General features: G+C 49.5%; 13 protein-coding genes. All 13 read right to left on the minus strand.

Annotated features, from left to right (window positions below; all coding sequences use genetic code 11):
- Positions 1-71: 71 nt before the first annotated feature.
- The gene (gene icmF, locus HPY31_RS05540; protein ID WP_172139203.1) at positions 72-3,323 is read right to left on the minus strand and encodes a fused isobutyryl-CoA mutase/GTPase IcmF; all 3,252 of its coding nucleotides are present in this window, start codon (positions 3,321-3,323) and stop codon (positions 72-74) included.
- A gap of 120 nt (positions 3,324-3,443) precedes the next feature.
- Positions 3,444-4,076, minus strand: coding sequence for a TetR/AcrR family transcriptional regulator (locus HPY31_RS05545; RefSeq protein WP_016740160.1), 633 nt, complete (start codon positions 4,074-4,076; stop codon positions 3,444-3,446).
- A 169-nt stretch (positions 4,077-4,245) separates the two neighbouring features.
- Positions 4,246-5,388, minus strand: coding sequence for an acyl-CoA dehydrogenase (locus HPY31_RS05550; RefSeq protein ID WP_016740159.1), 1,143 nt, complete (start codon positions 5,386-5,388; stop codon positions 4,246-4,248).
- Between the two features lie 35 nt (positions 5,389-5,423).
- Entirely contained in the window at positions 5,424-6,566 is a 1,143-nt protein-coding gene (locus HPY31_RS05555) for an acyl-CoA dehydrogenase (protein ID WP_172139205.1), read from the minus strand.
- 30 nt (positions 6,567-6,596) lie between these two features.
- On the minus strand, positions 6,597-7,448 hold the full coding sequence (locus HPY31_RS05560; protein WP_172139207.1) for a 3-hydroxybutyryl-CoA dehydrogenase: 852 nt from the start codon (positions 7,446-7,448) through the stop codon (positions 6,597-6,599).
- Positions 7,449-7,463: 15 nt separating this feature from the next.
- The gene (locus HPY31_RS05565; RefSeq protein ID WP_172139209.1) at positions 7,464-8,642 is read right to left on the minus strand and encodes an acetyl-CoA C-acetyltransferase; all 1,179 of its coding nucleotides are present in this window, start codon (positions 8,640-8,642) and stop codon (positions 7,464-7,466) included.
- 161 nt (positions 8,643-8,803) lie between these two features.
- Positions 8,804-9,922, minus strand: a complete 1,119-nt coding sequence (locus HPY31_RS05570; protein WP_172139211.1) for a hypothetical protein — start codon at positions 9,920-9,922, stop codon at positions 8,804-8,806.
- On the minus strand, positions 9,919-10,458 hold the full coding sequence (locus HPY31_RS05575) for a sigma-70 family RNA polymerase sigma factor (protein WP_172139213.1): 540 nt from the start codon (positions 10,456-10,458) through the stop codon (positions 9,919-9,921). The genes HPY31_RS05570 and HPY31_RS05575 overlap by 4 nt, the downstream gene beginning before the upstream one ends.
- 115 nt (positions 10,459-10,573) lie before the next feature.
- The gene (locus HPY31_RS05580) at positions 10,574-12,649 is read right to left on the minus strand and encodes a heterodisulfide reductase-related iron-sulfur binding cluster (protein ID WP_172139215.1); all 2,076 of its coding nucleotides are present in this window, start codon (positions 12,647-12,649) and stop codon (positions 10,574-10,576) included.
- A 266-nt stretch (positions 12,650-12,915) separates the two neighbouring features.
- Positions 12,916-14,280: a lysine 2,3-aminomutase gene (gene kamA, locus HPY31_RS05585; RefSeq protein ID WP_172139217.1), complete on the minus strand. Its 1,365-nt coding sequence runs from the start codon at positions 14,278-14,280 to the stop codon at positions 12,916-12,918.
- A 164-nt stretch (positions 14,281-14,444) separates the two neighbouring features.
- Entirely contained in the window at positions 14,445-15,863 is a 1,419-nt protein-coding gene (locus tag HPY31_RS05590) for a sigma-54 interaction domain-containing protein (RefSeq protein WP_172139219.1), read from the minus strand.
- 77 nt (positions 15,864-15,940) lie between these two features.
- Complete coding sequence (locus tag HPY31_RS05595; RefSeq protein WP_172139221.1) at positions 15,941-16,333, minus strand: hypothetical protein; 393 nt, start codon at positions 16,331-16,333, stop codon at positions 15,941-15,943.
- Positions 16,334-16,407: 74 nt separating this feature from the next.
- The gene (locus tag HPY31_RS05600; RefSeq protein WP_047069857.1) at positions 16,408-16,821 is read right to left on the minus strand and encodes a YwiB family protein; all 414 of its coding nucleotides are present in this window, start codon (positions 16,819-16,821) and stop codon (positions 16,408-16,410) included.
- Positions 16,822-16,854 lie beyond the last annotated feature (33 nt).

Below are 16,854 nucleotides of genomic sequence, written 5' to 3' on the forward strand. Positions count from 1 at the left end.
GGGGGCCGACTAATTCTTGTCGACATCAAAACCAAAGACATCCCTCGGCAATCGCTACCGAGGGATTTGTCTTACATATTTCTGCGGTATTGGCCGCCCACTTCATACAGGGCAGCACTGATTTGTCCAAGCGATGCTACTTTTACCGTCTCCATCAGCTCGGCAAAGATGTTCTCTCCCGCCATAGCCACTTCCTGTAGGCGCCGCAATGCAGCCGCAGACACATCCTTATGGCGCTCCTGGAATGCACGGAGATTTATGATTTGCTGTTCTTTTTCCTCTTCGGTCGCACGAGCCAATTCAATCTCGTAATCGTCCTCAGACGCGTTTGGATTGATAAAGGTGTTTACCCCAATAATTGGAAGCTCACCCGTATGCTTTTTCATTTCGTAATACATGGACTCGTCTTGAATTTTGCCGCGCTGGTATTGAGTCTCCATCGCCCCCAGCACGCCTCCGCGAGAACTAATCCGCTCAAACTCTTGCATAACTGCCTCTTCTACCAGATCAGTCAACTCGTCGATGATGAATGCCCCTTGAAGCGGGTTCTCATTTTTCGCGAGGCCCATTTCCTTGTTGATGATCATCTGAATGGCCATCGCACGCCGCACAGAGTTCTCTGTTGGGGTTGTAATCGCTTCGTCGTATGCATTCGTATGGAGAGAATTACAGTTGTCGTAAATGGCAATCAAGGCCTGCAAGGTTGTTCTGATGTCGTTGAAATCCATCTCCTGCGCGTGCAAGGAACGGCCGGACGTCTGGATGTGATACTTCAGCTTTTGGCTGCGGTCATTTGCACTATACCGATTCTTCATCACGGTTGCCCAAATCCGTCGAGCCACACGTCCAATCACCGTGTATTCCGGATCGAGACCATTGGAGAAGAAGAAAGACAAGTTCGGCGCAAAGTCATCGATGTTCATGCCACGGCTTAAATAGTACTCGACGTAGGTAAATCCGTTAGACAGCGTAAACGCAAGCTGCGTAATCGGATTCGCCCCCGCCTCCGCAATATGATAGCCGGAAATGGACACAGAGTAGTAGTTCCGCACTTTCTGATCGATAAAATACTGCTGGATATCCCCCATCATCCGCAAGGCAAATTCTGTCGAGAAGATACACGTGTTTTGCCCCTGATCCTCTTTCAAAATATCCGCCTGAACGGTTCCGCGAACGGTCGACAGCGTGTACGCCCTGATTTGCTTCGCTTCGTCCTCGGTAGGCTGGCGCCCTTCTTTTTGGACAAAAGCATCTAGCTGCTGCTCAATCGCCGTATTCATGAACATGGCCAAAATCATGGGCGCAGGACCGTTGATCGTCATGGACACAGAAGTGCTAGGTGCACAAAGGTCAAAGCCGGCATACAGCTTTTTCATGTCATCCAAGGTGCAAATGCTGACCCCACTCGTACCAATTTTTCCGTAAATATCCGGGCGGTAGTCAGGGTCTTCACCATACAGCGTTACCGAGTCAAAAGCCGTACTGAGTCGCTTCGCTTCATCATTTTGAGACAGGAAGTGAAAGCGTTTGTTCGTCCGCTCTGGAGTACCTTCGCCTGCAAATTGTCGCTTGGGATCTTCTCCCTCGCGTTTAAACGGAAATACTCCTGCGGTGTACGGGAATTCCCCTGGGACATTTTCTTTTAACGACCACTTTAAAATTTCGCCCCAATCCTCGTAATCAGGGACAGCTACTTTTGAAATGCGTGTACCGGACAAAGATACGCTGAACAACTTAGTAACCAATTCCTTGTCGCGAATTTTCGTGACGAATTGATCCTTCCGATACGCTTCCTTCAGCTTCGGCCAATTTTCCAGGATACGTCGGCACTCTGGATGCAGCTTTTCTTCAAAGAGAACGATTTGTTTATCGAGTACCGCCACCAGCTCGGCAGCGGCAGAATCTCCAGAGGCAAGTACCGTCTCCTTTGCACCCTGCAACTGGAACAGCTTGCGGGCAATCAACGACTGCTCTTCGGCATAGGCACGGTATTGGCGGACGGTGTTGGCAATGTCCTGCAAATAATTGATTCTCTCTGTCGGAATCAACGAAGTTTTATGAATATTTACAGGGGTTGTATCCAAATGCTCTACAGACCAGTCAACACCAGTTTTTTCTACAATTCGATGCATCAGGGCAGCAAACAACACATTCGTTCCCGGATCGTTGAATTGGCTCGCAATTGTACCATACACAGGAACCTTCTCATCCGGCAGCTCAAAAAGCTGATGATTGCGTCGATATTGCTTGCGAACCTCGCGGAGAGCGTCCTCTGAGCCTTTGCGCTCAAATTTGTTGATCGCGATCACATCAGCGAAGTCGAGCATATCAATCTTTTCCAGCTGAGATGGTGCCCCGAATTCACTGGTCATGACGTACATGGAGACGTCGCACACTTCTGTGACCTGCGCATCCCCCTGACCAATCCCGCTCGTTTCCACAATAATCAGATCAAAATGGGCAGAACGGGTTACTTGAATCGCGTCTTTTAATGCAGCAGACAGCTCCATGCCTGATTTGCGGGTGGCGAGACTGCGCATGTAAACACGCGGTGTCGAATTGGCATTCATGCGGATGCGGTCGCCAAGTAACGCTCCACCTGATTTTTGCTTGGATGGATCGACAGACAAGATCGCAACCGTCTTCTCGGGATAAACGCGAATAAATCGACGAACAAGCTCATCAGTTAATGAGCTTTTTCCTGCTCCACCCGTACCTGTAATCCCTAATACCGGTATAGTTGAATCAGCTTCCACTAAGCTTTCTCGGAGAGGTTCTGTCCATACAGGCTGGTCCACTGCATACTCCGCAACGGAAATAAGCCGGGCAATCGCCTGATGGTTTTGCTCGCGCAAGCCTGCTACTTCTTCCTCCAGCTGCTTGACGGTTGGGAAGTCGCTACGTCTGATCATGTCGTTGATCATGCCCTGCAAGCCCAATCGTCTGCCGTCATCTGGCGAGTAAATTTTACAGACTCCGTACTCTTCCAATTCCCGAATTTCGCGTGGAACGATAACGCCGCCACCGCCGCCAAAAACACGGATATGCTCTGCTCCCCGCTCGCGTAATAGATCAATTACGTATTTGAAATACTCCACATGACCGCCTTGGTAGGAACTAATCGCAATCCCTTGCACGTCCTCCTGGACAGCGGCTGTTACAATATCGTCAACAGAGCGGTTGTGTCCGAGATGGATAACCTCTACTCCCGACGATTGTAAAATACGGCGCATGATATTAATCGAGGCATCGTGACCATCATACAGACTGGCTGCGGTCACAAAGCGAACCTTGTTTTGCGGACGATACACTTCCGTTTCCATCGTTCCACTCTCCTTTTTATAAGTTTAAAAAGGAGGAAAAACAGGGCCAAGCAGATCAAGGCGCGTAGACGCGAAGTATGCTTGGCACCCTATGTTTTCCAGACTTTTCAAACTCTCTTCTTAATCGGAGACACTGATTTCGCGAAGCAACAGGGCAATTTGCTTCTCTGTGTACTCCTCAATGGTATAGTGCTTTTTCAATGCCCAGCGGCGGAAGACCCACATTTCGCCCAAAACCATGATATTGTCCGCCATCAGCTTGACGTTCTTTTCGTCAATGCGCAACGAACCATCAGCAATCCCTTTTTCCAGGATTTCGACGAAAATATGCGAAATGGCTTCTTCACGCCCTAATACGTAGCGGAGTGTTTCTTTTGGCAATGATTTGGCTTCCTGATAAATAAGCAAAACGCGGTCGCTCATCTGATCCATCACGCGGATCAGACTTTTCAGTGCTACCTTTAATGTTTTCAAGCCAGTTCCGTTGAAGTTGATCGCTTCACGTAAGCGCGTCTCCATCTCCGCATGAATGGCATCGCAAACAAGATAGAGAACATCTTCTTTTGACTCAATATACTCGTACAACGTACCAATACTAAATCCAGACGCCCGAGCAATCTCCCTTGTCGTCGTTTTATGAAAACCTTTATTAATGAAGAGATGAACGGCAGCCTCAATAATCTGCTCTCGTCTTCTCTCGATCAGTTTTGGGTCCTTTACTAGGGACGGTATCGTTTTTCTCTTTTCAGACACTCCAAATCCACCTTTCCAACCGACTGAGCGTTTGGTCAGACGCCTCATAGAAAAGAAGGCGCAAACACTCTACTTTTGTATCATCGCTGATCATTATACGCGAGTAAGAGCACAAAGCCAAACTTTTCTTTTCTATGTGTGTAATCGTGTTGGAAGACGGGATAGCTTCCTACTCTTTTAGCAGGAAATTGCTGATCACGACACGTTGGATTTCATTTGTTCCTTCATAGATTTGTGTAATTTTGGCATCACGCATAAAGCGCTCCACAGGATATTCCCGGGTGTAGCCATAACCTCCGAAAACTTGAACAGCCTCGGTTGTCACTTCCATTGCTGTATCTCCTGCAAATACTTTGGACATCGCAGATGCTTTGCCATATGGTAGACCTTGATCCTCCAGCCACGCTGCTTGGTAAGTGAGCAAACGGGATGCCTCGATCTTGGTTGCCATGTCTGCCAGCTTGAACTGAATTGCCTGCAAGGAAGCGATTGGTTTGCCGAACTGACTGCGTTCTTTGGCATAATTCCGTGCATGCTCGTACGCCCCTTGTGCAATTCCCAGTGCTTGAGCGGCGATACCGTTTCTTCCACCGTCCAACGTCATCATCGCAATCTTGAAGCCTTGGCCTTCTTCGCCCAGTCTATTTTCTACCGGCACGCGCACATCTTCAAAGTTGACCGCAAGTGTTGGCGAGGAACGGATACCCAATTTCTTCTCCTTTTTCCCCATCGTGAAGCCATCCATGCCTTTTTCAACAATAAAAGCCGTAATGCCCTTATGCTTCAATTCTGGTTGAGTGACCGCAAATACGATGTAGATTTCTGCTTCACCTGCATTGGTAATGAAGATTTTGGTGCCATTTAAAATGTAGTGATCGCCATCGCGTACGGCTGTCGTGCGCATTCCAGCAGAATCAGAGCCTGACCCCGCTTCGGTCAAACAGTACGCGCCCATCTTCTTGCCTTCTGCTAATGGACGCAAAAACTTTTGCTTTTGCTCCTCTGTCCCGAATTTGTAAATCGGCCAGCTCGCCAAGGAAACATGTGCAGACAGTGTTACACCGATGGAGGCATCCACACGGGAGAGTTCTTCCACTGCAATGACGTAGCTCAGGTAATCTGCACCTGCTCCACCGTATTGTTCTGGCCAAGGAATCCCTGTCAGTCCAAGCTCAGCCATTTGCTCAAAAATGGAACGATCAAAGCACTCTTCTTCATCGCGCTCGGCTGCTGTCGGAGCTACTTGATTCTCTGCAAAGTCGCGAATCATTTTGCGCATCATGTCATGTTCTTCCGTCAGTTGGAAATTCATATGGCTCACTCCCCCAAGTGCTTTTCATTTTTCTATTAATCAGCAAGCAAATGCTTGGCGATAACGATTCTCTGAATTTCGTTGGTGCCCTCATAGATTTGCGTTACTTTCGCATCCCGGAATAGACGCTCAACCGGATATTCTCTGGTGTAGCCGTAGCCCCCAAAAATCTGTACGGCTTCTGTGGCGAGCTCCATCGCGGAATCTGTGGTAAAGCGTTTTGCCATCGAGGCTTCCATTCCACAGGCAATTCCTTGACTGCGCAACCACGCCGCTCGGTATACCAGTAATCGGGCTACTTCTGCTTTCGTCGCCATGTCTGCCAGCTTGAAAGCGATGGCTTGCTGCTTGGCAATCGATTGTCCGAACTGCTTGCGTTCCTGCGCGTACTCTGTCGCGTATTGGACTGCGGCTTCGCAAATACCAAGGGCTTGTGCAGCAATCCCGATGCGACCGGAATCCAGATTCGCCATCGCGATACAGAAGCCTTCCCCTTCCTGTCCGAGCAGGTTGGCAACCGGTACACGGGCATTGTCGAATACGAGCTCTGTTGTATAGGAACCGTGAAGTCCCATCTTCTTTTCCTTTTTCCCAACCGTGAAGCCCGGTGTATCCTTGTCTACGATAAAGGCCGATATTCCCTTGGGTCCTTTTGTCGAGTCAGTAACGGCAAAGGCGATATAGGTATCAGCCTCCCCGCCATTTGTGATGAACACCTTGTTTCCGTTCAGGATGTATTCATCGCCTTTTTTCACGGCTGTGGTTCGGATACTGCTCGCATCAGAACCTGCATGCGGCTCAGTCAAGGCAAAAGCCCCGAGGTATTCCCCACTCGCAAGCTTGGTCACGTATTTGCGTTTTTGCTCCTCGGTACCGAAGTAGAGAATCGGGTTCGTCCCGACGGAGGTATGCACGGACAAAATGACACCCACTGTCGCACTCACCTTGGAAATCTCGTGAATGGCCAAAATGTAGGAAATAAAGTCCGCTCCCGCTCCTCCCCACTCTTCGGCAATCGGAATGCCCATGAGCCCCATTTCGCCCATCTTTTTGAGGATCTGACGTGGGAACTGGTCCGTCTCTTCCATCACCGGGACGAATGGTGCGATCTCTTTCTGGGCAAAGTCTCGCACCATGCGGCGCATCATCTCTTGCTCTTCGTTCAATCGGAAATCCATGTCCGTCCTACCTTTCTGCGAAATCTTCGGTTAGCTGTACACGTAGAAACCACGACCGGATTTTTTGCCTAGCCATCCTGCTTTTACGTACTTGCGCAGCAATGGGCATGGGCGGTATTTCGAATCACCGAACCCTTCGTGCAGTACTTCCATAATGTAGAGGCAAGTGTCCAGCCCGATGAAATCAGCCAGTTGAAGCGGTCCCATCGGATGGTTCATGCCCAGCTTCATGACTTCATCGATTGCTTCTGGTGTTGCAACTCCTTCGTACACGCAATAAATCGCTTCATTCAACATTGGCATCAGTACCCGATTGGACACAAACCCAGGGAAATCGTTGACGCTCACGGGTACCTTGCTCATTTGTTTGGACAAATCCTCTGTCAGCTGATAGACATCATCGGACGTTTGCAGCCCGCGGATGATCTCAACCAGCTTCATCACCGGAACGGGGTTCATGAAATGCATTCCGATTACTTGTTCCGGCCGCTTTGTAACTGCCGCAATCTCAGTAATCGGCAGCGAGGATGTATTGCTCGCGAGCACCGTATGTGGCGGACATACTTCATCCAGCTTGGAAAAGATTTGCGTTTTGACTACCATGTTTTCTGTCACTGCTTCTATCACAAAATCCGCTTCAGACGCATCTGCCAGATCAGTAGACAGTGTCAAACGGCCGAGGATCGCTTCCTTTTCTGCTTCGCTGAGCTTGCCTTTTTCCACGTTGCGCGACAAGTTTTTCGTAATCGTGGCCAGACCGCGCTCTACAAATGCTTGCTGGACGTCGTTCAGAAAAACGCGAAAGCCAGCCTGCGCCGCTACTTGGGCAATCCCGCTACCCATTTGTCCTGCCCCGATGACCATAATCGTTTGTACGTTCATGCAAAAAGGCCTCCCTTACTCTACTTTAATCAAGATGGCGTCACCCTGTGCTGCACCACTGCAAATTGCAGCGATTCCCAAGCCGCCGCCTCGTCTTTTCAATTCATAGGCGAGGTGCATAATGATTCGAGCGCCACTCGCGCCAATCGGGTGTCCGAACGCAATCGCTCCCCCGTTTACATTCACTTTCTCTGCGTCCCAGCCAACGATTTTGCCACTGGTCAAAATTACCGCGGCAAATGCTTCGTTTACCTCAAATAGATCGATCTCCGAAAGCGAGACACCTGTCTTTTCCAAGAGCTTGTTGATCGCAAGCCCCGGAGTTGTCGCGATATAAGGAGCCTCTGCGCCGACCGCGGCGTGTCCCAGTATCGTCGCAAGCGGCTTGATGCCCAGCTGTTGTGCTTTCGCTTCTGACATCAGCACCATTGCTGCCGCTCCGTCGTTGATTCCCGGTGCATTGCCTGCCGTGATTGTTCCGTCCTTTTTGTACACGGGTGGCAGCTTCGCCAATCCTTCCTCGGTGGTATCCGGACGTGGTCCTTCATCGACGGTTACTTGCAGCGGATCCCCTTTTCTTTGCGGAATGGAAACCGAGACAAGCTCGTCGGCAAAAAGTCCTTTTTCCATCGCTTGTGCGGCCCTCTGCTGGCTGCGCAGCGCCCACGCATCCTGCTCTTCTCGCGTAATCCCGTTCTCTTCCGCCACATTGCTGCCGTGAACAGCCATCGCCACTTGATGAAACGGACAAGTGAGGCCGTCGTACATCATAAGATCACGTACGGTCGAATCTCCCATCCGCATTCCGTTACGTGCATCTGGCAGTGCATACGGTGCGTTGCTCATGCTTTCCATGCCGCCCGCGACGATGATTTCTCCGTCCCCGGCCCGAATGATCTGGTCCCCCATCGTCACTGCACGCATCCCGGACGCGCATACTTTGTTGATCGTCTCACTCGCTACATTCCACGGCAAACCAGCTTTGCGAGCTGCCTGGCGTGAGGGCACCTGACCCGCACCTGCCTGCAAGACCATACCCATGATCACTTCGTCCACCTGATCGCCGGAAATGCCAGCGCGCTCTACCGCTTCCTTGATCACGATGGAGCCGAGCTCTACTGCCGATAGCGCTTTCAAAGAGCCACCAAACTTACCAAAAGGGGTACGCGCTGCCCCTACAATGACCGTTTTCATCGAATGCCCTCCATTCGGATGATGTTTCACATCAATAAAAACTAAATTGATCGAGCGTTCGTTCATTTTGCATACTTTTATTTTGCCGTCTTCCGTACGAATAGTCAATCTATAATGAAAAAAAGAACAGCCTGACTTTTGTGAGAGCCAGGCTGTTCTTGCTATTGTCGTGCCATCCAGCTTAGTTTCCAGATGCCTTGTTTGTTTTTCTGCATTTTATAGGCGACCTTATCCCTGTTATCCTTGAAAGTCACCCAGACAACCGCTTCCTTGTCAGACGTTTGCTCAAGCGTTATGTCACTTGCCCATTCTTGCATCGATTTCAGCTGCTTCCAGCTATTCCGTGCTCCAACCGGATCTTTCTTCCTATCTTCCAAGTATTGCTCCAGTGTTGGCTTTTCGAATCCATCGTCCTCGATATGCAAAGCGTACTGCATTTCGAGCTGACCCTCTTGCTGTGCTTTCACATACAGCTTCCATACATCAATTGGAGATAATCCTCGCAAAAGCTCATCTTTCTTCTCATACATGTAATTGTAAAAACGATCCTCTTCCTCTGGCTTTAAATCGAATATGGACGGAGCCGGAGGTGTTTGTATGCCATCCTGAGGAACATCTACGACATCCTCAGTAACGGTACCGTTACTGTTCAGTTTGAAAAGATAGACCTCTTTGCCTTGGACATAGCTTATCGTATACCAATGAAGCTTTTTATCCTTCCATCCAACTAACATCGCCAAGCCCACGTCTCTTTTTAGCAGAGCCTCCGTATCGATCATTGTCCACTCTTTTTGCTGATATCCTTCTTTTGCAAGAATCGAATAGCCCCAGTACTCTTCTGTGCCATCGTCCCCGCTTCCGCCATAATTGTCTACAACTGTGTAAGGGAACGAAATCTTGGCTTTGATTTGGTCTTGTGTCATCCCAACACGCAAGACATCAATGATCTCATCTACCGTTCCCATAATCACCTGATCATCAGAAGCTGGGTGAGCCTTTGGATCAGGCTTTTGATGGGTCCCTGGCTCGGTAGACGTTCCCTTCGGCGTATGTGTGCTCGTCGTGCTTTCCTTTGGCAGTATATAAGGGGTAAACCCGATGACAAGCGCAACCGCAACAAGTGCTGCACTTACAGGGTAGATCAAACGAAACCTTTTCTTGCCTTTCTTCTCCATATTCATGCGAATCCTCTCCTCCAAGCCAGTCGTATCGTCCATTCCGCGCAACACTGTCCGGTCAGCCGTTTCCTTGAATTCCGCCAGCAATTTATCTAGATTCATTCGATCCCCTCCTTTTCCAGGAGCACTTTGAGCTTCTGGCGTGCGCGGTGCATTTTCGTATAAATCGCTCCTGCGGACGTGTCCAAAATGACTGCGATCTCCTCTACGGACAATTCCTCATAGTAGTGAAGGACAATCAACTGACGATAGCTATGCGGCAGCTTCATGACGAGATGGGCAAAACGGGCGCGAAGATCATTTTGCAAAACGGCCGACTCTGCCCCCTCGACTACCTCTATGTCCACTTCCGATTTGAAAAACAAGTGGCGGAACGACCACGAGCGTAGATGCTTTTTTGCTTCGTTGACGGCGATTCGGTACACCCATGTTTGCATCGAGCTCTCTTGACGGAATTTCCCCAAATTTTTGTAAGCTAACAGGAACACTTCCTGGGTAATATCCTCAGCAAGACTGCGGTCCTTGACCATCAAATACACGAGGCGCAGCACCTTTTTCAAGTAGTGCCGGATCAATTCATCAAATAATGCTTCCTTTGTTTTGGTTAAACTTTTCTCTGTAAGCTCCAGCTTCCTCACTCCCTTCCCACTCTTTTTGATTCAGCTGGCTCCATTATCTTACAGTTTTTTTGTAAAAAAATAATGCACAAGCCTCGTCGCTTGATTAGCACCGAGACTTGCGCATGGTATAAACCTAGATGGCGTCTGCGAGAATTTCCGCGACGTCGCGTGTTTTGACGTGATCTTCCTGCTCTTTGGTCTTGATTCCGTCGTTCATCATCGTCAGGCAGTATGGGCATGCACTCGCGATTTCCGTCGGGTTGACCTCCAGAGCTTGCTCCGTACGAGTGACGTTGACACGAGAGCCCTCATGTTCCTCCATCCACATCAAGCCGCCGCCCGCTCCGCAGCACATACTGTCGCAGCCACTGCGCTTCATTTCGACCACCTCTACACCAGGGATGGCTTCGAGGATCACGCGTGGCTTGTCGTAAATTTCGTTGTAGCGGCCCAGGTAGCAGGAATCGTGGTAGGTGATGCGCTCCTTAACTTCCTTGGTTGGCTTCAATTTGCCTTCCTTCACCCACTCCGCCAACAGTTCAGAGTGGTGGTACACCTCTGCATTCAACCCGAACTCCGGATATTCGTTCTTAAACGTATTGAACGCATGCGGGTCGCAGGTGACGATTTTTTTGACTTCATACGCTTCAAACAGGGCGATATTTTCTTGAGCGAGCTGTTGGAACAAGAATTCATTACCAATACGGCGAGCCGTATCCCCTGAGTTCTTTTCCTCGTTACCCAAAATGGCGAACTTCACACCTGCTTCATGCATAAGCTTCACAAATGCCTGCGAAATTTTTTGGCTGCGCAAGTCAAACGATCCCATCGAGCCTACCCAGAACAAGTACTCGAATTCCTCGACCTGCTTCACAGTTGGCACCTCGTACTCACCGTTCAGACCTTCAATCCATTTCGTCCGGTCTTTGCGGTTGATTCCCCACGGGTTGCCTTGACGCTCGATATTGTTCAAGGCGCGTTGTGCTTCTGCCGGCATGCTGCCTTCCGTCATAACCAAATAGCGGCGCATATCGATGATTTTATCGACGTGCTCATTCATTACCGGGCATTGGTCTTCACAGTTGCGACAGGTCGTACAAGCCCACAGCTCCTGCTCGGTGATAACATCGCCGATCAAGCTTTTCTCGTAGACTGCGGTAGCTCCTTCCGCTGTCGCAGCTACTTCAGAGGCTTGGAATGCAATCTGGTTGGCCGTCGTCTGCGAAAAAGCGAAGCTCGGCATCCATGGCGTACGCGATGTCACCGACGCACCTTTTTCGGTCAAATGGTCGCGCATTTTCGTAATCAGATCCATCGGGGAGAGCATTTTTCCCGTTCCAGAGGCCGGGCACATATTCGTGCAGCGACCACACTCCACACAAGCATACAGGTCGATGAGCTGCGTTTGTGTAAAATCCTCGATTTTGCCTACACCGAATTCTTCCTGCGTCTCGTCCTCGAAGTTAATGCTGGTCAGCTTGCCTGGCGGGTCCAGCTTCTTGAACCACACGTTGACTGGCGCAAACAGCAAATGCGCGTGCTTGGACTGCGGCACATACACCGCGAAACCGAGCAAGATAATCAGATGCAGCCACCAGAAAACGTAAAAGCCAACCACTGCACCCGTTGTCCCTACCCCAATCGCAGATAAGACGATCGCGAAAACAGAAGAGATCGGAGCGAACGCCGATGGCTCATGTCCGAGCCAAATTTGTTCAAAAGCGAGCGAGAGCAAGACAGTCGCCATCAGAGAGGAAATCAGCAAAAGAACAATCCCTGACTTGAAGCCGCGCTTCAGACGCTTTAGCTTTTCGATATAGCGGCGGTAAAAAGCGTAGCCGACCGCAGCCAAAATGAGAAACGTGGTGATCTCCTGCATGACAGAGAAGTATTTGTGAGCGCTGCCAAAAGGAAGCTCGTAGCCTTTCGAAAGCCCTTTGATAATCAGCTCGATGGCTCCGAATTGCAGAGTGATAAAGCCGTAAAACATCACGACGTGCATCACGCCGCTCTTCTTGTCCTTCAGCAGCTTCTTGTGGAAAATGACGTTGTCCAGCATCAGATTGATGCGTGCCCCAAAGTCATTTTTCACATCCGGCTTTTTCCCCAGCTTGATAAACAAGTATCTGCTGTACACGACATGTCCGGCTAAATAAAGCCCGTAAGCGAGAACCAGGAAAAAGGCGATCAAATTAATGAGTGCCAGCATGTTTTCTACTCCCCTCTATTGCGAGTTTGTCTTTGGACGTGGAAATCGTTTTTTTCTATCTTATCAGAATCATGGAAATAAATGAATGAGTATTCAGTCAGTCTGTTTATTTTTTTCGAAAAATGAAACGATACTGAGCGACCGCTCATAATAGGTACAACTCGATCTTAACACACAAGTTGCGAATCATCCATCCTCTTCAAAGAGTTGGAAATATTCTTACGAAAAAAAACAGCTACCTTCATACGGGTAGCTGTTGATCCTGCTTATTTTCCTGAAGCTTCCTTGGTCTCGGCAGTGGTTGGTTCTTTCTTGGCCTTTTGCTCCGAGCGTACATCTGCGAGAGATTTGACCTTGGTTGCCTTGATGCGCTTGTTGCGCGGCAAATCAGTCGGCTCCAGATTGTCTACCTCGTCTTGCATGAGTGCTGCGATACCAACTGCTTTGCCTTTTGCAGCCTTACAGTATTCGCAGTTTTCTTCATCATGCTCGTGGTATTGCTTCGGCTCTGGATAGGACGTGATAACGCCTTCAAAATTACGCAGGACGACTTTATCGGACGCTTGCGAAATGATGTAATTCGGGCTGACAGGAATTTTCCCTCCGCCGTGTGGAGCGTCTACTACAAAGGTCGGAACTGCATAGCCGGAAGTATGGCCGCGCAGGTGCTCAATGATTTCGATCCCTTTGCTGACAGGTGCGCGGAAGTGTCCGATTCCCTCTGACAGGTCGCATTGATAGATGTAATACGGGCGAACGCGGATTTTCACCAGGTCCTGTACCAGCTTTTTCATCGTATTCGCGCAATCGTTGATACCGGCCAAAATAACTGCCTGGTTGCCGAGCGGAACACCAGCATTAGCGAGCATCTCGCAAGCCAGCTTTGCTTCCGGTGTAATTTCTTTTGGATGGTTGAAGTGTGTATTGAGCCAAACTGGATGGTATTTTTTCAGGATATTGCACAGGTTTTCGGTAATGCGTTGCGGGAATACAACAGGTGCACGCGTTCCGATCCGAATAATTTCAACATGCGGGATATCGCGCAGGCTGCTGATGATGTACTCCAGTACGCGGTCATTGATCAACAGACCGTCTCCACCGGAGAGTAATACATCGCGGACTTCTGGTCTTGAGCGAATATAATCGATACAGGCATCCAGCTGTTTCTTTGGCACACCCATGCCGATCTGACCGGAAAAGCGACGACGCGTACAGTAACGGCAATACATGGAGCATTGGTTCGTCACCAGGAAAAGCACGCGATCTGGATAACGATGCGTCAGACCAGGTACAGGAGAATCGGTATCCTCGTGGAGTGGGTCTTCCATGTCGTATTTAGTACGAACCATCTCAGAGGACAAAGGTACAGACTGCATGCGAACCGGATCGCTTGGATCGTCTGGATCCATCAGATGAGCATAGTACGGTGTGATGTTGAGTGGAATCGTTTGCGTAGAAATACGTACGCCCTCTTCCTCCTCCGGTGTCAGGTTGATTACCTGCTTCAAATCATCGACCGTCTTGATGGTGTGCGTAAGCTGCCACATCCAGTCATTCCATTGCTCGTCCGTGACATCCTTCCAAAGTTCTATCGAACGCCAATCGCGTTTTGTCGCTACTGTCATGTGCATCCCGTCTCCTCTCGTCTTATGGTGAACCTCTTCGTTTCACTCAATCAACAAGAGATGCAAGTGCCATGCCAACAAATCAAAAGATTTAGAAAATAAGGAATAGAGCGTTTTGTGAGCGCTTCTTATCCGTTTGATCCTTCGCGAGTCTGCCGAATTTTCGGCACTCAACAGGGAGGGATCATCCGCTGCGAGAGCTTGTATTGCAGCGTCTGTCTTGGGATGCCCAAGAGCTTGGCGGCGCGAAGTACATTGCCGTCCGTTTGCTGCATCGCCTCTTTGATCACCTTTTCCTCTACCTCACGCAAAATTTCGGGCAGCGTACAGCCTTCCTTGGGTAGGAGTTGAGCTGAAATTGGCGCTTCCTTTTTCTCAGACTGCGAGCGTTCCAGCAAATGAGCCGGCAGATGATCCAACAAAATCATGTCCGACTCCACCATATTCATGGCTGCTTCTATGACATGCTCCAGTTCACGGACATTCCCCGGCCACTCATACGCCGCAAACAAACTAGCCACTTCACTGCTGATTCCACGCACATTCATACCGAAGATCTGGTTGAACTTTTCCAAGAAATGATCGATCAGCATATCCACATCTTCTCTGCGCTCTCGCAATGGCGGCAGTTCAAAAGAGACGACGTTGATCCGATAGTATAGGTCGGTTCGCATAACCCCTCGTTCCACGAGTGACTGCGGTGCTTCGTTGACTGCTGCGATTACCCGTACGTCCACTTTGGTCGAATGGCTCCCACCGATCCGTCTGATTTGACCGTCCTGGAGGACTCGTAGCAGCTTTGCTTGCAAATCGAGCGGCATACTGTTTAGTTCATCCAGAAATAGAGTACCACCGTCCGCCAGCTCGAATAACCCTGGGCGATCATCCGCTCCCGTGAAGCTTCCTTTTGTCGTGCCAAACAGCAAGCTTTCGAGCAGCGCGGCCGGAAGCGCGGCACAGTTTTGCGCGATGAATGGCTTACTGCTGCGGACAGATGCGTGGTGAATAGATTGGACAAACAGTTCTTTTCCCGTCCCGGTTTCGCCGTATATCAACACAGGAGAGCTTGTCCGGGCAGCTTTTCGAGCGCGTTCTTTGAGGCGTTTCATTTTTTCACTCATCGTCAAAATATCTTCGAAATGGAAAGTCGTTTCATCTAACGTGCGTTTTGTCCGTTTCGGCTTGCTAATTTTGGCCTGAAGATCAACCAAGCGCTCCGACAGTTCTTTTAGCTTGCCGATATCCTTCGCCACCTCGACTGCACCGACTAACCGTTTGCCTACTCTCACCGGAAGTGTCGTGTTAATTGTCTCTACACGCATTCCCTTCCAATTCTTATATGTCTGTGTCTGGTTGTAGATTGATTCGCCACTATCGATAACACGTAGCAGAGTACTCGACTGTCGATCAAGTGAAGGAAAAACCTCCAACAATGGCTTCCCCAACACCTCTTCTGAGGTCAACCCATCGAGGTTGGCTGCGACGTGATTGTAGAAAATCGTAATGCCATTTGCGTCCACAACGTGAATTCCTTCATCGATAGCACCCAAGATCGCCTGCAACATTTCTACCGTATCTGACAACGGCATCCTGGCTTTCACTCCTTCCTTCCATCCATGCTGCCAAAAAATCATCACTTCGCCGAATATTCGGCACTTTTACGTTATTATCGATTACGCCCTACCTGAATGGCAAGCATAGCGGTATACAGCAAATGTCCCAATATCCAAATGAAGAACGCTGTCATACTGATCGGGGATTTACTTAACACACTAAATGGGAAAAACGCGACAGAAAAACCGAGCATCCAGTACAGCAAGTATCGTACCGATCGGGCTTTTCGTTCCCACGGGTAAAAGTGCATGAGAAAAAAGGCGACGATCACACTAATCAGCAGATGAATCAATAGTTCTACAATAGAGGGCAGGTTTTCCATGCCCGGTACATAGCTGACATCAATCAAAACGGGAAAGGTATTGGTATCAAACAAACCATCCCCGAGCGCCAAAAAAGCAGCAAGACCCAGACCGGCTATTAGTCCATTTGTGAGTACAAACATGCTGTATCCCCCTCTCACTTCAGCCGCAAGTAATCCTATTGTACGTGCAAAAAACCGCCCTTGCAAAGGGCGGCTTATTTTCCTAGCTCTATTTTCAGCTCATGCTCACCAGCGTACTGCTCATTCATCCATAGCTGGTACGCGATTTCTACCTGTACAGGAACCTCTGCCTCGTAGCGAATTCGCAGCTTGTTCGTATGCGTCTCCATGGCAAACGGGCCATAGGGACTTTGATAGGTAGAATGAGTGCTGGCTCCTTTTTCGAATTGTTGTCTGGTTGAAACACCACCCTGACGGACCAGCGTAATGGACGTATCTGTCAGCTTCAGTGTCGTGCTTACTTCGCCTACGCCCTCCATCTGCTCTTTGTAGGTCAAGTACCACGCGGATGCTTTTTGTACGCGCTTGCCTTCGTAGCTGTGGGTCGTTTCTTCCCAGTTGCCTTCGACATGATGCCGTGCCGTCAATTTCACTTGTATGTCTTGCATGCTGCTTCCACACTCCACTTTCTTTCGCTTCCC

Source organism: Brevibacillus sp. HB1.3, from assembly GCF_013186635.1.
GTDB lineage: Bacteria > Bacillota > Bacilli > Brevibacillales > Brevibacillaceae > Brevibacillus > Brevibacillus brevis_D.